The organism is Rhizobium sp. 62_C5_N11_2, from assembly GCF_051811185.1.
Classification (GTDB): Bacteria; Pseudomonadota; Alphaproteobacteria; order Rhizobiales; family Rhizobiaceae; genus Rhizobium; species Rhizobium leguminosarum.
Window position 1 is genome coordinate 365,907 of sequence record NZ_JBPWPW010000002.1, and the last position, 21,349, is coordinate 387,255.

Consider the following 21,349-nt stretch of genomic DNA (forward strand, 5'->3'; position numbering starts at 1 on the left):
AACTCCATTTTTACCCGAGAACCAAATGTAAGGAGGACAACCATGCCACCTCGCAAGTCCCCTAAATCTGCTACCCTCGAAGCCGCCGGCCCGAAAATCGGCAGCCCGGTACCAAAGGGCATCGTGAATACTGCGACGGGAGAAGTCGGGGCCGCTGTCCAGCCCGCTTATGATCCTGGCGAAGAATTCGCAGCCGTTCGCAAGCAGCTCGAAACGTTGCAGAAGCAGGTGTCGGATGCTGCCCAGTCTATCAAGAGTGGCGCGCGGAAAGCTGCCAGGCAGACAGAGGCGACGGTGAATTTGTATCCTGTTTCGACGATGATTGCGGTCGCAGCCGCCGTCGGGGCGATCGCCTTCGCAATAGGAGGGTCCCGCTCGGCGCCGCCCCGCTCGCGTTACGACCGCGTGCTCGATGAGATGCGCGATCTTTACGACAGGGTACGAGATCGGATCTAGGTCGTTTCGGGATTGCGAATAAGGTGATTCTCCGCCACGCTTGACCTGCAAGCGAGGGGAAAACGCATGCTCGACATGATCATCAAGAATAGTCTCGAGGTCGTTGATCGCACCGAACGCGTGATCGATGCGGCGAGGCGACTTCTGGGAGCAGGACTCGACGAGGTCGAAGCCTATCGGCTTCACGTTGAAATCGAAAAGTTGACGGACGTCGTCTTTGTCATGGACGAGGCTGCCCGGCTTCTGCGACGGACCTTCGAGCTTCGGCCAGAAATTGCCCGCTACGCCATGGTGAATTGGACGATCCACTGAGGGTTGAACCCCTCGGATGAGGGCAGGAACAGGCGCGCCTCACGCGGGTGAGGTGCCCCCGCAAGCCTTCGTTTTTCTGTTCAGTCGGGCGCCGCCTTTATGCAATTGGAACGCCTCCCCAACGGCAGGATTCTTTCCCTTTATGAGGAAGACGGCGCCTGAGATGGCTGGATTGCCATCCGATCAAACGGTGTCATCCTCGGCAGGAAAGGGATGATCCATCGCCTTCCATTCTTCAGCTGGCATCGATCGACCGCCACCATGGGTCGCTGCAGGCGTTGCACCGATATCTTGAGCGACGGACTTTAGACGACAAAAATCGTCACTTAAATCGGTCATTCATCCGGCTCCGAATGAGCTCAGTTTCTCCAGGAGCGCTTGTGAAATCTCGAACTGGCGTGCTGTTCCACGACCCATCGAGTTCTTCACGATCGTCTCGTCGAGCATCCCCCGTTTCACCAAGAGATCGACCGTCTCCTTGACGCCGGTGCGTGTCAGAGCGGTAATTTCCATGATACTGGAAAGGGTTAACTTCTGGTGTGCCTGGTTCATGCTGTAGAGGACAGTCATCATGCCGACCTGTTTCAGCCTTGCCTGAGGTGTCTCGTCTTCGAGGGGATGATCGAGGATTTCGTGCAGGATGAGACCTGAGAAAGCCAGATTGCGCCATTGGGTTTCGAGTGCTCTTGTCATGCCGTTTTACTGTGTTATATAAATCAGTATAGATTGTTGTACAGGCAAGCCACCTCTTCCGCAACCGAATGTCCTCTGGAGGGTCGTGCTCATGAAAAACCTTCTCGTCAACTCGGTCGTCGCGGCCTGCTGCCTGGCGCCACCCTACCTTACTTCACCTGGCAAGGCGCAAGCAAATGAGTGGGGCTGCGAGGTTATCCTGTGCCTTTCCAACCCCGGAGGCCCAACGCAGTTCGCGGCATGCCGGCCGTCGATCCAGAAACTGTGGCGTGAGCTTGCCGAGGGGCATTCCTTCCCGGCATGCAGCGGCGCCACCTTCCACAGTTCGCGCCCGGGCTATGAGCCCTATTACTGCGAAACCGGATACCGGGTGAAGACCGATTATGGTCCGCGCGGGCAAGAAACCATCTGCGTGTCGGCGGCCCTCCAGCCAGTGAGCGACGCGTTATGCCACGATGTCGGTGAGAGCCGCAGTTCCGGCGACGGCTCGGTTTTGTCCCCGCGATGGCAACGGTCGGATGGTGGGCGCCGATGCATGGGCTATCCGACGGCCCGCCCGAAGGTGAGAGCGCAGCCCCACTATGTCGACGTGACGATCGATGGGATGGCGACGCAACGGGTCTGGTACTGATCGATGGCCGTCACTTTCATGGATCTCGCCCAGGATTGCGCGCCCATGGTGGAGGTCAGGACGCTCGCCGCCGTCATCAGTCTCGAAAGTGGTTTCAAGCCTTTCGCCATTCGCATCAACAGCGGCCCGCCGCTAGAGCGTCAACCCGCATCAAAGGCTGAGGCAATTGAACTCGCGACCTCCCTCGTTGCCAATCGTCAGGACATTCAGATCGGTCTTGGCGGCATTGGCGAGGCGGAACTGCGCAGGCTCAAGCTATCGATTTCGGATGCGTTCGATCCCTGTGTGAACCTCAAGGCGACGGCCACCCTGCTCGACGGCTATTATCGCCTTGCCTTGCGTTTCGGCGCCGATGCGAAGCAGGCCGAAACAGTGATGCTTCAGTCCTATTACGGGCATGACGATCCGTCGGTTGGCAAGATGGTCAGATATGACGAGCAGGTCCGCCAGGAAATGGGGCGACTGCCTGCCAGCCTGGGGTCTCTCACCATCGTCGAGCTGCGTGACGAAGCGCTTCGCGCCGAGCCGTCACCCAGCCGGGAGGCGTCCGCGGTCGAACAATTCCCTCCCCAATCCGGTGAAGCCGCATCGTGGGACGTCTTCAACGCCCGGCGCTCATCCCAGGTTCTCGTGTTTCAAAAAACTCGATCGGAGCAAAGCCAATGATCTCGAAAGCAAACCTTCGCCCTGTGGCGGCCCCTCTCCTGATGGCCGCAGCCATCGTCGCCTGCCTGGTGGAGCCTGCCTTTGCCCAGGCAGCCGGCGTCGAAACCGTCCTGCAGAATATCGTCGACATGCTGACCGGCAACATCGCTCGGTTGCTCGCGGTCATCGCCGTCATCATCATCTGCATCGCCTGGATGTTCGGCTACATGGATCTGCGCCGCGCCGGCTTCTGGATCATCGGCATCGGCGGGATTTTCGGGGCGACGGAACTCGTCAATACGATCGTCGGAAGCTGATCATCATGCCGACCACCGCCGCGATTGAGGAGGACACCCTGTTCCTTGCCTGTACCCGCCCGGCGATGATCGCCGGCGTGACGATGGAGGCGATGGGCTTGAACGTCATGCTGACGACGATCCTTTACATCACCGCCGGATCGATCGCCTACGCGCTTGTCGGCGTCGTCTTCCATTTCATATTCCGAACACTCGTCAAGCACGACCACAACATGTTCCGCATCCTGATCTCGTGGATCGAGACCCGCGGCCGGTCGCGCAACGCCGCCTTTTGGGGCGGCGCGACCCTCTCGCCCCTGACGCTCATCAGGCGCTATGACGAAAAGGATCTGAGCCTTGCCTAGCATCGCAACGCTTCGCTCGCGCGAACTCGGGCCCGAGACCTTCATTCCGCACGTCCGTCATGTCGATGAGACGATGATTGCCCTCGAATCCAGGGCGCTGATGGTGATGCTCGCGCTCGAAGGCATATCGTTCGAGACCGCCGATGTCCTGGATCTCAACAGTCTGCACCGCGATCTCAATACGCTCTACCGCAACATCGCCGATGAGCGCCTGGCGCTCTGGACGCATGTCATTCGTCGTCGCGACAACACCTATCCGGAGGGAGAGTTCGCCAATTCTTTCTCGCAAGGGCTGAATGCGCGCTACCGCGACCGCATGGTCGCGGAGGATCTGTTTCGAAACGATCTTTACCTCTCGCTGGTCTGGCATCCGGGCCGGGATCCCGCCGAAGCAGCAGCCAGGCTGCTTTCACGCCTGCGCAGGGCGCGCCGCGCCGGCATCGAACTCGACGAAGATGCCTTGAAGCATCTCCGCGACAAGCTATCCGACGTGACCGCCGGGCTGAAACGCTTCGAGCCCCGGGTGCTCTCCCTCTACGAGCAGGACGACATTCTCTTCTCCGAGCCGAGCGAGGTCCTGCATCAGATCGTCGGCGGCCGGCGGGAGCGCGTTCCGCTGACGGAGGGCCGGATATCCTCGGCGATCTATTCGGATCGGGTGATCTTCGGGCGTGAGACGATCGAGATCCGTCATGAGGCCGAAAGCCGCTATGCCGGCCTATTCGGGTTCAAGGAATATCCGGCGACGACCCGCAGCGGAATGCTCGACGGCATCCTGACGGCGCCGTTCGAGCTCATCCTGACGCAGTCTTTTGCCTTCGTCTCGAAAGCCGATGCGCGCACGATCATGGGTCGCAAACAAAACCAGATGGTCAGCGCTGGCGACAAGGCGGCGTCGCAGATCGAAGAGCTTGGCGATGCCATGGACGAGCTGGAGTCGAACCGCTTTGTCCTTGGAGAGCACCATCTGGCGCTGTCGGTCTTTGCGCCTTCGGTGAAGGAGCTTGCCGACCACATGGCGAAAGCACGCGCCTATCTCACCAACGGCGGGGCGGTCGTCGCCCGCGAGGATCTTGGGCTCGAGGCGGCATGGTGGGGGCAATTGCCGGGCAATTTCCGCTATCGCGCAAGATCGGGCGCCGTCACGTCGCGAAATTTTGCAGCGCTCGCCCCCTATCATTCCTACCCCACCGGCAAGAAAGACGGCAATGAATGGGGACCGGCCGTCGCCATGCTGAAGACTGCTTCCGGCTCGCCCTTCTATTTCAATTTTCATCATAGCGACCTCGGCAACACCTTCGTCTGCGGCCCGTCCGGCTCCGGCAAGACGGTGCTCTTGAACTTCATGCTCTCCCAACTCGAAAAACATGATCCCCACATGGTCTTCTTCGACAAGGACCGCGGAGCCGACCTCTTCGTGCGGGCAGCAGGCGGCACCTACCTGCCGCTTCGAAACGGCGTTGCCACCGGCTGCGCGCCGTTGAAGGCACTTGAACTGACGCCTGAGAACAGAGTTTTCCTCGCCCGCTGGGTCGGCCAGCTGGTCGGGTCGGCGAAGCGCGAACTCACGGTCTTGGAGCTGCGCGACATCGCCTCTGCCATCGATGGCCTGGCGGACCTGCCGGTGGACAGGCGCTCCATCGGCGCCTTGCGCACCTTCCTCAACAACACCGATCCCGAAGGCATTGCCTCAAGGCTCAGGCGTTGGGAGAGGGGAGGACCGCTCGGCTGGGTGTTCGACAATGAGAGCGACGACATCGGGATCGGCGCCAAGTTCATTGGCTACGACATGACCGACTTTCTCGACAATGAGGAAATCCGCACCCCGTTGATGGCCTATCTGTTCTTCCGCATCGAGCAGCTGATCGACGGGCGTCGGATCATCATCGTCATTGACGAGTTCTGGAAGGCTTTGCAGGACGAGGGCTTTCGCGATCTCGCGCAGAACAAGTTGAAGACGATCCGCAAACAGAACGGGCTGATGTTGTTTGCGACCCAAAGCCCGCGCGATGCGATCGTCTCGCCTATTGCCCACACGATCATCGAGCAGTGCCCGACGCAGATCTTCCTTCCCAACCCGCGCGGCGACCATGGCGATTACGTCGACGGGTTCAAATTGACGGAGCACGAGTTCGAGCTTGTCTCCCGCGAGCTTTCGGTCGAAAGCCGCCGCTTCATCCTCAAGCAGGGTCACAACAGCGTCGTCGCCGAATTGAACCTCAGGGGTTTCGATGAGGAGCTCGATATTCTGTCCGGCCGCACAGCCAACATCGAACTTGCCGAGGCGATCCGGGCGCAGGTTGGCGACCGTCTTGAAGACTGGCTGCCGCTGTTTCAGCAAAGAAGGAGGACGGGTTGATGGAAAGGCTCAAAACAGGGTTTGCTCTGGTGTTGATGGCGGCACTCGTGCCTGTTGGAACGGTGTCGGCACAGGGCATTCCAGTGATCGATGAGACGGCGATCGCCAAGCAGATCGAGAGCATCACCCAGCTGAAATCCCAGCTCGACACGCTCAATCAGCAGCTTCAGCAGGCTCAGCAACTTTACGCATCGCTGAACAAGGTCACCAATATGGCCGATGTCGCCGGGCTGCTGAACGATCCCTCGATCCGCAAGGCATTGCCGCAGGATTTCAATGCCATCGAAGGGCTGCTCAAGGGCAATGGCACCGGTGTCCTCGGCAATTCCGCCTCGAAATTCCTTGATGATAATTCCACCTATCGCACCAGCGCCAATGATTTCTATGCGCAGGAATTGGCGCGCGCCCAGAACCAGAATGCCGGCCAGATGAGCCTCGGCCAGCAGATCTACGATGCCGCCACCAAGCGTATCGACGGCATCGATCAGCTGCGCCAGCAGATATCAGCTGCCGCGGATGCCAAGGATATCGCCGATCTTCAGGCACGCCTGCAGGCCGAAACCGCGTTTCTGCAAACCGACGTGCTGCGCATGCAGGCTCTCCAGATGGTCCAGCAGGCACAGGTTCAGGTCGACGACCAGCGCAAGGCCGAGGACTGGCGAAAGCGCCTGGATGCCATGGGGGAGGCGCTTAAATGAAACTTCTCCTTCTTGGCATCTTCACACTCACCCTTTCCGGCTGCTTCGGCCAGGGAGACAGGATTTATACCGTCGACGAGCTGATGGCTGATGAGGCCCTGCTGGCGAAGATCACAAGTGAATGCCGCAACAACCCCGGCACCCTCCGCCAGACGCCGAATTGCCAGAACGCGGAGGCGGCGCACTGGAAGCTGTGGCTCCGCACTACGCCTGGAGGCTGAGCCATGTACCAGGTCTTCAGCTTCGTCGATGGCCAGTTCAAGTCGCCTCTGGAGAATTTCATCTCGTCGGGCACGTCGAACATCGCCAGCTGGATCAGCGGTCCGCTGACTGCGGCGCTGACGCTCTACGTCGTGCTCTATGGCTACCTTGTCCTGCGCGGCTCGGTCCAGGAGCCCATTCTCGAATTCGCGTTTCGGGCGATGAAGCTTGCCATCATCGTCATGCTGGTGCGCAACGCCAGCGAGTATCAGACCTACGTCACCAACATCTTCTTCGAGACGCTGCCCCGCGAGATCTCACAGGCGCTGAACTCGGGAACGGCGCCGAGTGCCTCCACTTTCGACAGCCTGCTCGACAAGGGCCAGAAATGCGCCAAGGAAATCTGGGCGCGTGCCACATGGCCGGCCGACATCGTCACCGGCATCGGCGGGATGATGGCGATCGGCGCGAGTTTCACCGTGGCGGCGATCGGTTATATCGTCTCGCTCTATGCCCGGCTGGCGCTTGCCATCGTGCTGGCCATCGGCCCGATCTTCGTCGCGCTTGCGATGTTCCAGTCCACTCGTCGTTTCACCGAATCCTGGATCGGTCAGCTTGTCAATTTCGTCATTCTCCAGGTCCTGGTCGTCGCAATCGGTTCACTGCTGATCAGCTGTATCGACACGACCTTCACGGCGGTCGAAAGCTATACCGACGTCATGATGCGCCCGGTCGCCCTTTGCGCCATCTGCCTTGCGGCCCTTTACGTCTTCTATCAGCTGCCAGGCATTGCCTCCGCGCTCGCGGCGGGCGGGGCGTCTTTGACCTACGGCTATGGTGCTGCCCGAGACGCACACGAAGGCACGCTTGCCTGGGCGGCCTCGCATGGTGCCCGAGCGGTTGGACGAGGCGCCCGTTCCGTCAGCCGCCGCCTCAGATCCTGAGGAGCCGAATGATGACTTCTCCACGAAAAACGTTTCAGAGGTTTACGTTCAAATGATCCGCATCTTCTTATCGCTTTTCATTGCCATGGAGCTCACGGGCTGCGCTTCGGCCTCCCACCCCTTGCCCAAATGCGACGGCTATTCACGCCGGCCGCTCAACCGCGCCATGTGGCAGTGGGAGGACGACAAGCCTGCCAAGCAGAGTGGCTCTGATAATGTCCCGGCGACGGCGGCCGGCCAGGCGACTTCCTATAGCGAAGAGCCGCCGACGGAGGAGCCTGCCGCCTTCGCGCATTTCGATGCCGTGGGGTCCTATCGGCCGTGCCGGGGGCGGTGACATGGTGAATACGGACAGTCTGAAAGACTATTTCGACAAGGCGCGCCGTTTCGATCAGGATCGGCTGGTCCAGGTAGAACGCTCGGCGCGCATCGCCTGGTCAATCGCGATCGCCGCCAGCGTGCTTGCCGCCACTTCGATCTTCGCCGTTGCCGGGCTGACGCCCTTGAAAACGGTCGAGCCTTTCGTCGTTCGGGTCGACAATTCGACCGGCATCGTCGACGTCGTCTCGGCGCTGACCTCGACGGCCGGCAGCTATGACGAGGCGGTGACCAAATACTTCGCTGCCAAATATGTGCGCGCCCGGGAAGCCTATGTCTGGAGCGAGGCCGAGGAGAATTTTCGCACCGTCGCGCTCCTCTCGACCCAGCCGGAACAGACGCGCTTTGCTGCGATCTACCGCGGCGGCAATCCGGACTCTCCGCAGAATATCTATGGGCGCAGCGCAACGTCACGCGTCAACATCGTCTCGATCTCGCTGCTCAACGCCAATGTCGTGTCGGTGCGCTATACCAGGACGGTCACCCGCGGTGACGATGTCCGGACAACCCACTGGGTTGCAACGCTCACCTTCTCCTATGTCAACGCGCCGATGTCCTCGACCGACCGGCTGACCAATCCGCTTGGTTTTGCTGTCAGCGACTATCGCGCCGATCCGGAGGCCATCAATTGAAGCAGAGTTCCCTGATCGCCCTGGCCCTGGCCGCCGGCTTTTCCCAGGCAGCGTTCGCGCTCGACATCCCGCGCGGCGCATCGCAGGATAGCCGTGTCCGTTTCATCGACTATCAGCCCTATAACATCACCAAGATCGTCGGCACCTTACGCTCCTCGGTGCAGATCGAGTTCGCGGCCGACGAGGAGATCGCCCATGTGGCGCTCGGCAACAGCGTCGCATGGGAGGTGGCGCCGGCCGGCAACATCCTGTTCCTGAAGCCCCGCGAAAACCAGCCGGTGACGAACATCTCGGTTGTGACGACAAGGCGGGACGGCTCGACACGCAGCTACCAGATGGAGCTGACGGTTCGCGACGGCACGGTCGAGGCGGGGCAGAACACTTATTTTTACGTGAAGTATCGTTATCCCACTGACGAGGCCGAACGCAGGAGACTTGAGACCGCTGCCCGCGCGCAAGCGGCTCAGGCCGGCGAAGCGGACAAGGTTCTTGCCCTTCACGAAGCCTATGGGCCACGCAACTGGCGCTATTCGGCTCAAGGCTCCGCGGCATTGGAACCGCAGGCGGTCTACGACAATGGCAAGGTCACCACCTTCGCCTTTGCAGGCAACCAGGAAATGCCGGCGATCTACATGGAAAATTCCGACGGCAGCGAGACCCTCGTGCCGAAGTCCGTCGAGAACAACGTGGTGCTTGTGCACGCGATCAGCCGCAAATTCATCCTGCGCAGGGGAAGCGACGTCCTCTGCGTCTTCAACGAGGCCTATGATCGTATCGGCATCAATCCCGATACCAATACGACCTCACCCTCTGTCGAGCGCGTCGTGAAGACGCAAGCTGCGACAGGGCAATAGGAGGACGTCATGGCCGAGGAAGACAACAGCACCCACATTCCTGGTGAGCGCGCCGAAACGAGCACGGCTAGGGGCCTCGAGAACAATCCGGCGGTGAGACGTGGCGTGGTGGCGCTGGCGATCGTCGCTTTCGTCGGCTTTGCGCTCTGGTCGATGCGCGGGCAGGAGAAGCCCGCCGACGGGGTCCAGCCCGAGCGCGTCGTCATCCGTCAGACATCCGATTTCGAGCCGGCCAAGGAGCCGGTCCAGCCGGTCGCCGCGCCGCCGGAAAACCTCCTGCCAACGCCCGGCATGCCCGAGCAGACGGGCGAGGATGAGAAGCTCCTCGACGCCGCCCGCCGTGCGCCGGTCATCGCCTATGGTGGCGAGAAATCACCGCCGGCCCATCGTCAGGACGAAGATGCGAGCACTGACGCTAACTCAAACTACCTGCCGCTGGGAAACAACCCGGGCAATCTCTCTGCCCAGGCGGAAAACGAGGACCAGCGCTTCAATCGGATGTTGACGCCGACCCAGTTGCAAGGCTCGCGCGCCGGCACGCTCGGAAATCGCGACTTCATCGTTGCAATGGGCACCTCCATTCCATGCGTCCTGGAGACGGCATTGTCCTCCGACCAACCCGGCTTCACGAGCTGTGTCATCAACCGCGACGTCCTGTCGGACAATGGCCGCGTCGTGCTGATGGAGAAGGGCACGCAGGTCGTCGGCGAATATCGCGGCGGCCTTCGCCGTGGCCAGAAACGCCTGTTTGTCCTCTGGAACCGGGCAAAGACGCCGAAGGGGGTAATCATTACGCTGGCGTCGCCGGCAACCGATGCCCTCGGGCGTGCCGGTGTCGACGGCTACGTCGATACCCATTGGTGGGAGCGTTTCGGCAGCGCGATCCTGTTGTCGATCGTCGGCGACGCGACTTCCTACGCCAGCAGCCAGCTGCAGGATAGCGATGTCGAGGCAGACAACACGACGAGCGCCGGCAAGCAGGCAGCGACCATCGCCGTCGAGCAGTCGATCAATATTCCGCCGACCCTGTTGAAGCATCAAGGAGAGCTGGTCTCGATCTTCGTGGCGCGTGATCTCGATTTTTCGAGCGTCTATCGGCTTCGCGTGAGCGAACCGCGCAACCGCATCTACGATCGGGCGGTTCTTGGTGACTTCAGCCGCGCCTCCACCCTGGTCACGAAATAGACCGCCATGAAAGAGGGAGCCGATTCCGGTGTCGTGCGCGAGCTGCTGGTGCCGCTGTCGCCCTTCCTGGGTGACAAGTCGCTTTACGAAATCATCATCAATTGGCCGACCCAGGTGGTCACCGAGGGCACAGCCGGTTGGCAATCCCACGATCTGCCAGAGCTGTCGTTCGATAAGCTCATGCGGCTGGCGCGGGCTGTCGCGAGCTTCTCCAACCAGGCAATCGACGAAACCCGGCCCATCCTCTCGGCCACACTGCCCGGCGACGAGCGGATCCAGATCGTCATCCCGCCTGCCACGACGAAGGGAACTGTCAGCATCACGATCAGAAAGCCGTCGTCCGTGTCGCTGAGCCTGAACGATCTTGATCAAGGCGGCTTGTTCGCCGAGGTGGCAAGGGAAGACGCGGACGTTTCTGCAATCGACCGTAGGCTCCTGGATCTGCATCGAACCGGCTCATACCAGGCATTTCTTCGAGAAGCGGTCTATGCGCGCAAGAACATCATCATCTCCGGGGCAACCGGTTCCGGCAAGACGACGCTTTCGAAGGCGTTGATCCGCCATATCCCTTCGAGCGAACGCATCATCTCCATCGAAGACACGCCCGAGCTCGTCATCCCGCAACCGAACCATGTCCGTCTCTTCTACTCCAAGGGTGGCCAAGGGCTGGCAAAGGTCGGGGCAAAGGATCTGCTCGAATCCTGCCTGCGCATGCGACCGGATCGCATTCTTCTGCAGGAACTGCGCGACGGCACCGCGTTCTACTACATTCGCAATGTAAACTCCGGTCATCCGGGCTCGATCACAACCGTGCACGCCGATTCTGCCCGGCTTGCTTTCGAACAGCTGACACTGCTGGTGAAGGAATCCGAAGGCGGGAGAGATCTGGAGCGAGACGACATACGCGAGATGCTGAAGATCGCAATCGACGTCATCGTCCAATGCAAGCGTATCGATGGCCGGTTTCGGGTGACTGAAATCTACTATCGGGCCGCCGCGGGAACCAAGACCGTCGATGTTGCTCGCAGTGATCGTTGAAACTGCTGACGCCTTCCCACACGCCAGGACTGAAGCAAACTGGACTCTTGAAAGTCTCCCAGCTAGCTTGCGCGGGCTTCGAACCGGAGGCGGACAATGCTCAACGAAGACGCCCAGGCGGAACTTACGAAAACCCTGTTTGGTCGCGATGTCGCGCAGGCTGGTGCTCTCTGCTACCGTAGGACCGAAGGCGGTGGACTTGATATCCTTTTTGTAGGCAGCCGACGGAACGGCCGCTGGGGCATTCCAAAGGGGCGCGTCGAAGATGGTGAAGCCAGCAGCGCTGCGGCGCTAAGAGAGGCGTTCGAGGAAGCCGGAGTGGTCGGCATCGTCGACGAGACCGTGTTCGGTTCATTTTCGTATCGAAAGGACACGGGTCCCAACCACTACCAGGTGGCCGTCCATCTTCTGCAGGTTTTAAGGATCGCGGACGAGTTTCCCGAGAAAAGCATTCGTAAGACACGATGGTTTCGACTGAAAGACGCCGTGCGCGACGCCGCCCAGCCAGGTCTGCGAACGCTCTTGTCGCGGGTTGAGAACCTGGACCCATGAAGCTCGGTTTCGGCAGATCGCTGTTAAAGGCCCTCAGAGCCCAAAAGAAAATCAGCAAGCAGATCGAGAAAGTTGTCAAAGCGACCCGAGGCAGAACGAAACGTAAAACATCCCGTCCCCCGAAACCGATATTAGTCGAGACAACCGCGTTTGGAAGCAATCCGGGCCGCCTGGTGATGAAATCCTCTGTCCCGACGACGCGGCTGCCGAAGAACCCCGCTCTTGTCGTCTTGCTTCATGGCTGTCATCAGACTCCCGAAAGCCTGGATGCCGCGGCCGGCTTCTCCAAGCTCGCGAAAGAACGCGGTTTCGTTCTTCTTTATCCGCAGCAGAAGAGAGCAAACAATCCGCAAAATTGCTTCAACTGGTTTCGACCCAGCGCGGTGGCTCGAGACCGCGGAGAGGTGCGTTCAATCAAGCAGATGATCGAGCACATATGTGAGCGACATCGCGTTGACCGTTCGAGGATCTTCGTCGCTGGGCTGTCCGCCGGCGGGGCGATGACGGGCGCCCTTGTAGCTAACTATCCCTCCTTGTTTGCCGGCGCCGCGATCATCGCCGGCATGCCATTCGGATCTGCCCGTGACGCGATGTCGGCCCTGCGCGCGATGAAGTCAGGTGCGATGCCGCCACTAGGCGGATGGGGACGACCCATCGCTGAGATTTCCCCGGAAGCCAAGGCATGGCCTGCGATAACCATCTGGCAGGGCATGGAAGACCGGGTGGTCAAGCCGGTCAATGCGCTCGCGTGTGTTGCCCAGTGGCTCGAAGTCCAAGGCATTGGAGAGAGCAGCGGCCGTTTGGAGGAAAAACCCTGGGGCAGGTTGCAGTCGTGGAAGATGAGCGGCCAGCTGAAAGTGGCCCTCTATTCGGTCGCCAATATGGGCCACGGGCTTCCGATCAAGAAGCGCAAGAGCGTCACCGCGCTACGATCTGGAGACCCCTACGTGATCCCGGTTGAAATCTCAGCTCCAGCGGAGATGATGCGGCTGTGGGGTTTGTCGAGGTTTCGAATATAAGCAGCTTGCAGCAAGTTCGGCGGTAGCTGGCAAATTCGCTCCCAGGAAGGGTGCTACGAATACACCGTCCCGCGGGCAACGAAACGCCAGGCTTGCATTCGAACAGCTGACACTGCTGGTGACCCGCGCCCTCCTGCAACCCCTCGCTATAGGCGCCCGTCCGCCATGGGGCTTCGGCCAACCACGCCGCCCACGCTGACATAACGCGTGATCGCTTCCTGTCCCCCTGCTTTGAGCCCCGAACCAGGGCATCCTATTCGATCGGGCACCTTTCCTCGCCATACGAAGATGATACAAATCCTCGGATAATAGGTCCTGTGTACCGAGCTTTCGTATCGTGCCACCTTCGATGTTCCAACGCCAGATTGCCCATACCGTGCTGACCGCGCGCGGAATTTCGCACAGCGCCCCGGCGGCGGATGGCCGCCGAGGCGCTGGCGGTTATGCCGCAATGATGTAGACGATGGTGAATGCAGAAGGATCGACGATGACGATCCGCCCGTCGGCAAGGATGAAGAAGCGGTAGCTTTCATATTGCGGAACGATCTTCACGATGCGCGGCGGTAGCGGTTCCAGCCGTACCTTTTTCGGGATCTTCACCCCGACGGAAACCGTGAAGTCGACTTCCTTCACCGGCTCGACATGGACCTCCTTCACCACAGTGCGAATTTCAGTCTGCTGCTCGACCGAGATGTTGACGTTGGTCTTGGTGTTCGTCTGATTGTTTGTCGTGTTATTGTTATTGACGTTTGTTTCAGACGAGCTTTTGTTGGTCGTCGACGAATTCTGATCGGTCGACTGTTTGGACGCATCACCGCTCTGCGTGGGGGTGCCGCTATCCGTGCCCTCTGCAGGCTTGGCATTTTGCGTGCTGCTCTTCGTACCTGAAGTGGCTGCGCCGCTGTTATCGGTGGTGCCGGACTTGGCGGTGGGCTTCTGTTCGGTCGTCGTGCCGCTACCGGCGTCTTGCGATCCAGGCTTGGTTTCCGTCGAAGCCTTGCCGGAGGCGCTTCCACTCGTCGAAGACTTGTCCTGGGAAGGCTGCTCGGCGCTCTTCTGGGTATCCGAGCCCTGGCCAGATTTCTGCTGCGATGATTGGCCCTTGCCTTGCGGGCAGGCTCCCGACGCGTCGGGGGTGCAGTCGGTGCCGGTTCCGGCGGCGCTGGAGCCGGACTGCGAACCGGAGTCCGTGCCCGTCTGAGAACCGGATTGGGCCTGGCCGCTGCTCTTGGTGTCCTGCTGGGCTGCTGCCGGCAATGTTGCAAGGGGCGACACGCTCAGTGACAACGCTGCCATGAGCATGGTGAGATGGTTGCTTTTCATGATCAATCTCCGAGAATTCGGGCACGCGATGCCGCCTCGCATTCTCATGCGTCGCATGCGTGCCCTCACTGTTAGAAAAACGGCCTAAGCCGGTCCGTCGGTCATTGGATGACCTGGACGACCTTTCGGGAAGAAGGTTCGACGATCACACGCTGATCGTTGACGATCGCGTATGCATATTTCGGATCATCGGGGACTGGTGTCACGACAACGGTCTCCGGCAGGGGCTGTCCTACAACCACCTTCTCCTTCACCACGACGCGTTCGGTCGGGGCCGGAGCCTGCTGGACATAAGTGATCACTTTCTGAGGCGGCGGATCGATGACGCTGCCTGCCACGCCGCCGACGATGCCACCGACAGCAGCACCCACCGGACCACCGACAATCGCGCCCGTGGCAGCTCCGCCTACCGCACCTGTCACCGTTGACGACTGCGCGAAGGCTGACGTCGATACCAACAGGATGCTGGCGGCAATTCCTACTGCTTTGATATTCATCTGTTTTTCTCCTTTGACGCGGTTGGTTCCGGTGGAGGGCGAAACCGTCAAACAGAAAAACTGTTCCAGAGCTGGGACTTCGTGCCGGGGCTACATCGGACCTTGGTCTCAGCCCGTATGGATACCGCCACTACTGCATGGGGAAACGGCTCAACATCCGGTCCTGGACGTTTTCCTGGCCGACGATCATCGCTGCGATTGAGATGGCTTTGTCGCGGTCTGGAGCATTTGTTATGTAGCCTTCGAGCAGAACGACGGGGCCAAGCATCCTGATCTCGATGGCACTGCTGTCAATGTCAGGATCGACGGAAAGAGCTGCTGATATCGTTGCGATAGTGGAGGCCGCACTGTGGCCTTCCGAACAGCGGTCTTCATGACTATTGGGGCCGAACTTCATACTCTCCTCCTGTTCCGCCCCTCCACGGAACTTCATGTTACCTCAAGCCTGATATGAGAAGCAGGTCCTGGGCCGGCCAGTCCGACTTAGGTCCGTCTTCCACTCGGCGCTATCCGACTTAAATTTTGCTCATCCTTGTTGAAAGGACACCAGGGAGGTTTTAGCGATGTTGCTGTATCCAGTCAGAACCTCCCTGGTGAAGCGTTGCCGATCCATGTCCGGCGTCGCATTTTAGGAATAAAGGCGGCTATTCGTGCAAACGGTCGGTATAGTGGATTGGCATAGAAGCGAAGATTTCGCTCCCCTGATGCTTGTGATGAGCGGACAAGAAAAGCATCGGCTGATACGATCACTCCGTGAGGTTGCCGAGGCTCTTGTCGCCGCCTGGCCGACAGACGATGGCAAGGAATACATCGCGGCGGTAAGAACATGTCTCGATGCCATTAAAGGTAATATCCCAGCAAAGGCAGCGCGTACCGCACTCCTTCGCGCTGCGGAGGAAGCCGGAATTCCGGTGATTGCCGTCGTCCGCTGACGGGAAACCTTTGCCGACAGTCGGCGCCAGTGTTGTCGTCGCAGGGCCTTTTTTATTTCGGTTTAAGATGATCGGACCGTAACCGCTGCTCCGCTCCCACCTTGTCCTCGCCGCCCCAATCCGTGATCGCCTTCCATGATGAGCAACCGGAGTTTCTCCATGGAACTGCACGCGGCACAGTGGGCACGATCTCTCATCCAAACGGATTATTGAAATCACCGGTCAGGTCTAGATTTGGAGCAGATTTCCGGCGACCCCACACGAAATGGTCGTGGATTGGGCTCGATCTTCGCGACGGATTCTCTCTTTTAAAAGCAGATGTGGCGGTGCAAAGGAGCCCTCATGGCTGGATCCATGTCGTCGGATGACGCTTGAAATTCAGCCCAGGCGTAGGTTCACCCTCGGGCCAATTGAAGCCATCTTTAAGCTTGGATCTAGCCTTCGGCCTTCCACCTATCGCGACCCGGGGCGTACTGAGGGCAAACGATTTCACCGATCAGTAACGTGAGCCACACCACTGCTAGTGGCTGTCGTGTTTGAGCTTTTCGAGGTGCTCGGAGCAAACGGCCCCGACCAATTCAAGCAGGACGGTCGTCCGCTCACCGAGCCAAATCAGCGCCTCCTCGCTGATCTCGTAATGTTTCGAATAGCGCGCCTTCACATAGGCCTCGTTCAATGTATTGAACCAAGCGCGTTCCTTGTGCTGATCACGTGGAAAGGCTTCGGCCAGCCGGCGGTCCTGCTCCTCGGCGAGTGAGCGAAGGAACTTGATGTTGTGCGATGGCGGGCCATAGTTGGTGAGGGTGAGCAGAACGCAAGAATATGCTTGCTCGAGGGATTGATGAAGTTCGAAAGCAGCATTCTCTGCATATCCACGATCTATCGCCAAGTGGCCTATTTCCAAGAAACGAGTTGCCGCTCGAAACCGTTGGTCAAAATGCTCCTTCGCGACGCGAAGCCGATCCTCTATCGAAAGCGGCTCGGGCTCCGCCAGTGGCTCATCGTCCAATTCATAGAGAACGATGCCCTCCTTGCGAATGTCCGAGAAGAAATACTGCCCCTCCTTAAGGTAGGTATTCACCTCGCGTCTGGAGTGGACGATGAAGCTCACCGGCGTTTCGATCGACTTGTCCCGGATCAGCCGATCCGCTGCCTTGTGCCAGTATTCGGCGAACTCGCAGAGCTTGCGGTTGTTGACTATGATCAAGAGATCGAAATCGGAGCGATACCCCTTCATGGTGAAGGGTTCATCCACCCATCCGCCCTTGGCGTAGGAGCCGAACAGAAGAATCTTCAGGATCCTGCCGCGCTTCTTGAAGTCGGCCGTGCCTTCCTTCAGCGCGTCCTCGAATTCCTCATGCAGGATTTCGAGGACCCGGCCGAGCTCTCGATGCTTGCGAAGCGGCATATGATCAAGCGACGATTTCATGAGCAATCGATAGGCGAAAGATTTCGTAGCGTCTACTCGCAGTTTTGAGAGGCAATCTACAGGAAGTAATCCACATCTAAGATCGCGTCCTTTCGAGGATCGCGTTGATCGAAGGTGACCATGAATGCCGATCCCTGGGCAGGTCGACGCAAACACTCCCCGAGGTGACCCTGGCGGACGGCGGCGTCGCTTTGGCTTTACCTCCCGATTCATTCATCGCACGTTTTCGATCTAACGGCTTCACGCAGGCAGGCGGAGCGCAAGCAGTTCTCCCATTGCAAGCACGGGAGACGCCCACGTTTGCGCCCGATTTGGGACCGAGTTATATCTTGCGACGACAGGCTGGTGAGGGGCAGGACGGGAATGGCTGTGGACTTCAGCGAGCTTCTGGACGCGTTCGAATTCGTGAGCTCCGTCGGAATCGGCGAAAACACGGCTTTTCTATGCAAGGAGACAGGCAAGATCTACTGGCATTCGGACTGGGCGGACGATGTTGAGGAAATACCTGACATCGAGGACAGCGAAGAATACATCCGCATTCCGGAGAAGAAAGAACTGGATCTTGGCAAGCCGCTCGTGCTGAAGTTCGCTCGCCACCACTTGCCCGGCGATAGCGATAAAGTTCTGGAGATCTTCAGCCGGGAGGGTGCCTATGCCCGCTTCAAGGACCTGTTGGAGCAGAGGCACGCCATCGATCGGTGGTACGCATTCGAGAGGAAGGCCACGGAAGAGGCTTTGAGGACCTGGTGCGACGACAACGACATCGAAGTCAGTGGTTGAGGTTGGCTCAGGATCCGACTGGCCCCCAGCGAACAGGAGCCTGAAGTGTTTCCCGCACAGTTTACTGCGTCACGTGGCATGAATCGAACGTCGTGCGACGGAAATCTCTATTGCTCTTTGACTCACGAATCGACTCTGAGCAAATACAAATTGCTGAATTTGCCAGCATAGCCATCGATAACCGGTACTTATCGATGGTTACCTATCACGGTTCAGGCCGTTATCAGTGACGGAAATTAGGGGTGAGATGGCTTCCGCGACAGAAAATAACATCGTTAATTCAGATGGTTAATGAGGCGCAAACGTCACCAGCTTGCGCCAAGTTGGCGATCACGGCCGCGCAGAATGAGACCACGTGCAATCGAGGCAGACCGAACCTGCCCGCGCGTCGGCGGCAGGCTCGGCCGAGTCACTGAGCGGACCGGTACTGTAGGCAAACGCCCCGTTCCGGCCTATGCCGCCTCCCAAACCTGGTTCAGGATTTTTGCCGCGAGCGCCGCCTTGTCCTGCGGCAGGAACCGGCCATAGTGCTGCTGCACCACGTCCGGCGTATCCTGGATCGCATAGCTCGCCTGCTCGTATGATCCTGTCCGCGTGAGGATATGGGTCGCGAGAATATCCCGCACATTGTGCGGCCCGTGCGGCAAAAGGCCCTTGATGGCGCCGCGACCGGTGTACGGGTTGTAGATCCCATAGCGTTGAATGACGGTCCGCCAGGCCTCATAGAAGGTCGTTGAGTCGTAAGCGGCGTCGGTGCTAGTCGTCTTGACCGTCTTCACGAACAGGGTGCCGGGATCCTTCGCGCCGGCGAGCAACACACCGCGATGCCGGTCTATATAGGCGTCCAGGTAGTGGTAGAGGTCGAGCAGATCGGGCAGGATCAGCCGGAACGGTTTTTGCCCGAAGAAGGACGAGCCGGAATTCTTGAAGGCGACCGAGGGGATGAGCACTTCCCAGCCACGCTCGCGCTCGCTCCAGCGCAGTTCGCCGCACTTCATGTCTTCCAGCCGCCGCTCCGCCGTCGGAAAATGGCCGCGCGGGCAGAGAAGCAGCTGCCGAAGATTCTTCTGCCGCAGTCCCAGATGAAGTCCGAGCCGAAGCATAAGGAAGGAGCGGACGGCTTCGGCGGCCGGCCGCGGATAGAGATGTTCGTCCGGCATGCGCTTCAGGATCTCGTCGGTGACCTTGCGGTATTCGGCCAGCGGCCTGTCCGCCTCCAGGATCACCATGATCGGTTCGAACGGATCGCGATGCACGCGCATGACCCGTTGAACTTCCTTGGAGCGATTGGCGGCATGCCGATGAAACGCGCCGCAGGCGCCGTGCCAGTCGCGTGAAGCGAATTCGATCTCCTCTGGCGCGATCAGCCCTTGATAGGGCGAACGTTCTTCAGAAGCTCCGGATGCTGCCGGATCCAGCCGACCTCGGCACGGGTGAGGGCCTGCGCCACCATCAGCATATCCTCTTCCCATTTGGTGTAGAAGCCGCGCCGCTGCTCGCGCCATTGCAGATACCAGTCCCAGACGCCCGGGAAGATCAGCAGACCGAAGGTTAGCTGGCTGAGTGTCACGCCGCGGCCTTTGACGATGCCGGCGGGTGAGGCGGCGAGAGCCCCGAACATCAGCCCGAGATGCTCGACCTTCTGCGATGCCGTTTCCTCGCCCCAAACACCGTTGCGCTGAAAGCCGATCTCCGTCAGTGTCGAGGTCTTGAACCGGGCAGGTCCGCCATCTCCATCGCCAGCCGCGGCGGCGCGTCGACCACGCCGGAAAGAAGGTCCGGATCCTCGAAGGGTTCTTCTTCTCTGCGGTTGGCGCCGCTGGTCAGCACGGCCGATCGCGGAGACAGGGATCCGCCGCCATAGGTGATGCCGGGAAAGCGGATGGCATAGCGCTGCTTGCTGGCCGCCGCCTGGTATCGACGATAATCGGTGGAGCCGGAGATGATGACGCGACGCACCCAGTCGAGGATTTCCTCGCGCTTGGAAAACGGCAGGCTGCCAAAATTATCCGGCAGATGCCAGGCCAATCGCCGCCGCTCGGCAGGACTGATATCACCAAGATCGTGACCATTGATCGAGCGGGACTGATGCGGAAGCTTGGCCTTGAAATATCCCGGCGTCAGTCGGTAGCGGCGCTCGATGCGGGCGAGGATATCGAAGCTGGCAATGGACCTCGGCGCGCGTTCGCCCTGCATCCACGACAACAGCGTCTTGTGGTCGAAAGTCTCGCCGAGACGAATGATTGCGCGATAGAGTTGCCAATAACTGTCGCCGAAGCGGCGCATCTGGTAGACGAGCGCGTCCCGAAAATTCTCTGGATCGTCGGCCGCCTCGAACAGCGGTTCGGGAAACTCCTGGATCGGTTTCGGCTGCGGACCTGGCGATGCTGAGGTGGGTTGAGCCGGGGGTTGTCGCTGCCCGGCCGTTGCGGCTTGCGGGTGGAGGATGCGGTCGGTGCTGGCGCCCGTTGAATGGGCTTGGTCGGTTTTCGTTTCTGCTTTGAATGCCGTATGTCTTCGGCCGCGGGCGGCAGGCGGAGCCATCGGAGGATGGCGTCGAGACAGGGGCGCAGCTGGTTTTTCAGCTCCGCTGTCATCTCGTCCTCGATCCCACAGGCTTTCGCGATCGTCATCCAGTCAACACGGCCATTCAGCAAAGGCGGCGACTTGCGGTAGATGATGAGGCTGATGAGATAAGGCCGGATGTTCGCCAGGACCTGTTTCGATGCGATCGGCGCAATCCGCACCTCGCAGAAGTCTGAGATTTTTCGTTGAAAATGGCGTGAGGAAACATCTTGTCTTGGCATGCTCGCATTCCATAGCTATCGGCCCCAATGCCGAGGGCGAGCGGAAATAAAAGCTGTCCTTTAAAAAATCATGTATCCCTCCGGTCGGGCCTCCTCAAGGAGCGCGGCCGGCCGGCGATGGCACGCGCTATCATGGAGCGTAAGCTAGGCGGGCGCCGAATGTCCTCCAAGCTGCTGGAGTTGTCGAGCTCGTCATGGCGCGGCGGCCGGCCGCCGAAGATGCTCGATGAGACGCCGCAGGCGTGCGGCGGTTGTCGGCGAGTTGCGGCTTAGGGAGATGATGGCGCGGGGGAGTTTCGGGCGTGTGGTGTGCTGTAAGAGAT

General features: G+C 59.7%; 25 protein-coding genes and 1 pseudogene. 19 read left to right on the forward strand and 7 right to left on the reverse strand.

The genetic code is table 11. The features are described 5' to 3' along the window. Positions 1-42: 42 nt before the first annotated feature. The gene (locus tag AB8B31_RS25375) at positions 43-456 is read left to right on the forward strand and encodes a hypothetical protein (protein WP_018245411.1); all 414 of its coding nucleotides are present in this window, start codon (positions 43-45) and stop codon (positions 454-456) included. Positions 457-522: 66 nt separating this feature from the next. Beyond that, on the forward strand, positions 523-768 hold the full coding sequence (locus AB8B31_RS25380; protein WP_018245410.1) for a hypothetical protein: 246 nt from the start codon (positions 523-525) through the stop codon (positions 766-768). 183 nt (positions 769-951) lie between these two features. Here AB8B31_RS25380 and AB8B31_RS25385 read toward each other — a convergent pair whose 3' ends face one another. Next, positions 952-1,107, reverse strand: a complete 156-nt coding sequence (locus tag AB8B31_RS25385) for a hypothetical protein (RefSeq protein ID WP_155256966.1) — start codon at positions 1,105-1,107, stop codon at positions 952-954. Beyond that, on the reverse strand, positions 1,108-1,461 hold the full coding sequence (locus AB8B31_RS25390) for a hypothetical protein (RefSeq protein ID WP_018245409.1): 354 nt from the start codon (positions 1,459-1,461) through the stop codon (positions 1,108-1,110). A 91-nt stretch (positions 1,462-1,552) separates the two neighbouring features. Between AB8B31_RS25390 and AB8B31_RS25395 the strand changes: the two genes are divergently transcribed. The 15 genes from AB8B31_RS25395 (at position 1,553) to AB8B31_RS25465 (ending at position 13,258) form a co-directional block, all read left to right on the forward strand. Further along, on the forward strand, positions 1,553-2,092 hold the full coding sequence (locus tag AB8B31_RS25395) for a hypothetical protein (RefSeq protein ID WP_018245408.1): 540 nt from the start codon (positions 1,553-1,555) through the stop codon (positions 2,090-2,092). Between the two features lie 3 nt (positions 2,093-2,095). Then, positions 2,096-2,758: a lytic transglycosylase domain-containing protein gene (locus AB8B31_RS25400; protein WP_018245407.1), complete on the forward strand. Its 663-nt coding sequence runs from the start codon at positions 2,096-2,098 to the stop codon at positions 2,756-2,758. Continuing rightward, the gene (locus tag AB8B31_RS25405; RefSeq protein ID WP_018245406.1) at positions 2,755-3,054 is read left to right on the forward strand and encodes a TrbC/VirB2 family protein; all 300 of its coding nucleotides are present in this window, start codon (positions 2,755-2,757) and stop codon (positions 3,052-3,054) included. The genes AB8B31_RS25400 and AB8B31_RS25405 overlap by 4 nt, the downstream gene beginning before the upstream one ends. A 5-nt stretch (positions 3,055-3,059) precedes the next feature. Then, entirely contained in the window at positions 3,060-3,398 is a 339-nt protein-coding gene (locus AB8B31_RS25410) for a type IV secretion system protein VirB3 (RefSeq protein ID WP_018245405.1), read from the forward strand. Then, positions 3,391-5,757, forward strand: coding sequence for a VirB4 family type IV secretion/conjugal transfer ATPase (locus AB8B31_RS25415; RefSeq protein WP_018245404.1), 2,367 nt, complete (start codon positions 3,391-3,393; stop codon positions 5,755-5,757). Before AB8B31_RS25410 ends, AB8B31_RS25415 begins: the two co-directional genes overlap by 8 nt. Continuing rightward, the gene (virB5, locus tag AB8B31_RS25420; protein WP_018245403.1) at positions 5,757-6,455 is read left to right on the forward strand and encodes a P-type DNA transfer protein VirB5; all 699 of its coding nucleotides are present in this window, start codon (positions 5,757-5,759) and stop codon (positions 6,453-6,455) included. Before AB8B31_RS25415 ends, virB5 begins: the two co-directional genes overlap by 1 nt. Then, positions 6,452-6,676 (forward strand): EexN family lipoprotein, encoded by a 225-nt coding sequence (locus AB8B31_RS25425; RefSeq protein ID WP_018245402.1) that lies wholly within the window; start codon positions 6,452-6,454, stop codon positions 6,674-6,676. Before virB5 ends, AB8B31_RS25425 begins: the two co-directional genes overlap by 4 nt. A 3-nt stretch (positions 6,677-6,679) precedes the next feature. Further along, on the forward strand, positions 6,680-7,600 hold the full coding sequence (locus tag AB8B31_RS25430) for a type IV secretion system protein (RefSeq protein WP_018245401.1): 921 nt from the start codon (positions 6,680-6,682) through the stop codon (positions 7,598-7,600). Between the two features lie 52 nt (positions 7,601-7,652). Further along, positions 7,653-7,937, forward strand: a complete 285-nt coding sequence (locus AB8B31_RS25435; RefSeq protein ID WP_018245400.1) for a hypothetical protein — start codon at positions 7,653-7,655, stop codon at positions 7,935-7,937. Between the two features lies 1 nt (position 7,938). Beyond that, complete coding sequence (locus AB8B31_RS25440) at positions 7,939-8,610, forward strand: virB8 family protein (RefSeq protein WP_018245399.1); 672 nt, start codon at positions 7,939-7,941, stop codon at positions 8,608-8,610. After that, positions 8,607-9,464, forward strand: a complete 858-nt coding sequence (gene virB9 / locus AB8B31_RS25445) for a P-type conjugative transfer protein VirB9 (RefSeq protein ID WP_018245398.1) — start codon at positions 8,607-8,609, stop codon at positions 9,462-9,464. Before AB8B31_RS25440 ends, virB9 begins: the two co-directional genes overlap by 4 nt. 9 nt (positions 9,465-9,473) lie before the next feature. After that, positions 9,474-10,649, forward strand: coding sequence for a type IV secretion system protein VirB10 (virB10, locus tag AB8B31_RS25450; RefSeq protein ID WP_018245397.1), 1,176 nt, complete (start codon positions 9,474-9,476; stop codon positions 10,647-10,649). A gap of 6 nt (positions 10,650-10,655) precedes the next feature. Further along, entirely contained in the window at positions 10,656-11,687 is a 1,032-nt protein-coding gene (gene virB11 / locus AB8B31_RS25455) for a P-type DNA transfer ATPase VirB11 (RefSeq protein WP_018245396.1), read from the forward strand. Positions 11,688-11,783: 96 nt separating this feature from the next. Beyond that, positions 11,784-12,239: an NUDIX hydrolase gene (locus AB8B31_RS25460; RefSeq protein ID WP_018245395.1), complete on the forward strand. Its 456-nt coding sequence runs from the start codon at positions 11,784-11,786 to the stop codon at positions 12,237-12,239. Next, a complete protein-coding gene (locus tag AB8B31_RS25465; RefSeq protein ID WP_018245394.1) occupies positions 12,236-13,258 on the forward strand; it encodes an extracellular catalytic domain type 1 short-chain-length polyhydroxyalkanoate depolymerase in 1,023 nt (340 codons plus the stop codon). Before AB8B31_RS25460 ends, AB8B31_RS25465 begins: the two co-directional genes overlap by 4 nt. A gap of 441 nt (positions 13,259-13,699) precedes the next feature. Here the strand turns inward: AB8B31_RS25465 and AB8B31_RS25470 are convergent, their stop codons facing one another. The 3 genes from AB8B31_RS25470 to AB8B31_RS25480 form a co-directional block, all read right to left on the reverse strand. Beyond that, on the reverse strand, positions 13,700-14,581 hold the full coding sequence (locus AB8B31_RS25470) for a DUF1236 domain-containing protein (RefSeq protein WP_018245393.1): 882 nt from the start codon (positions 14,579-14,581) through the stop codon (positions 13,700-13,702). A 101-nt stretch (positions 14,582-14,682) separates the two neighbouring features. Beyond that, positions 14,683-15,078 (reverse strand): DUF1236 domain-containing protein, encoded by a 396-nt coding sequence (locus tag AB8B31_RS25475; protein WP_018245392.1) that lies wholly within the window; start codon positions 15,076-15,078, stop codon positions 14,683-14,685. Positions 15,079-15,208: 130 nt separating this feature from the next. Further along, positions 15,209-15,475 carry a BON domain-containing protein gene (locus AB8B31_RS25480; RefSeq protein ID WP_018245391.1) on the reverse strand — a complete coding sequence of 89 codons (267 nt, stop codon included), beginning with the start codon at positions 15,473-15,475 and terminating at the stop codon, positions 15,209-15,211. A 253-nt stretch (positions 15,476-15,728) separates the two neighbouring features. Here AB8B31_RS25480 and AB8B31_RS25485 point away from each other — a divergent pair, with 253 nt between their 5' ends. Further along, entirely contained in the window at positions 15,729-16,010 is a 282-nt protein-coding gene (locus AB8B31_RS25485) for a DUF982 domain-containing protein (protein ID WP_026188665.1), read from the forward strand. Positions 16,011-16,530: 520 nt separating this feature from the next. On the opposite strand, the gene AB8B31_RS25490 is transcribed toward AB8B31_RS25485, so the two are convergent. Continuing rightward, the gene (locus AB8B31_RS25490; protein WP_171820914.1) at positions 16,531-17,439 is read right to left on the reverse strand and encodes a nucleotidyltransferase and HEPN domain-containing protein; all 909 of its coding nucleotides are present in this window, start codon (positions 17,437-17,439) and stop codon (positions 16,531-16,533) included. 363 nt (positions 17,440-17,802) lie between these two features. Here AB8B31_RS25490 and AB8B31_RS25495 point away from each other — a divergent pair, with 363 nt between their 5' ends. Then, positions 17,803-18,219 (forward strand): UPF0158 family protein, encoded by a 417-nt coding sequence (locus AB8B31_RS25495; protein ID WP_018245388.1) that lies wholly within the window; start codon positions 17,803-17,805, stop codon positions 18,217-18,219. Between the two features lie 452 nt (positions 18,220-18,671). Here AB8B31_RS25495 and AB8B31_RS25500 read toward each other — a convergent pair. Then, positions 18,672-21,026: pseudogene (locus AB8B31_RS25500) on the reverse strand (hypothetical protein). Between the last annotated feature and the right edge of the window lie 323 nt (positions 21,027-21,349).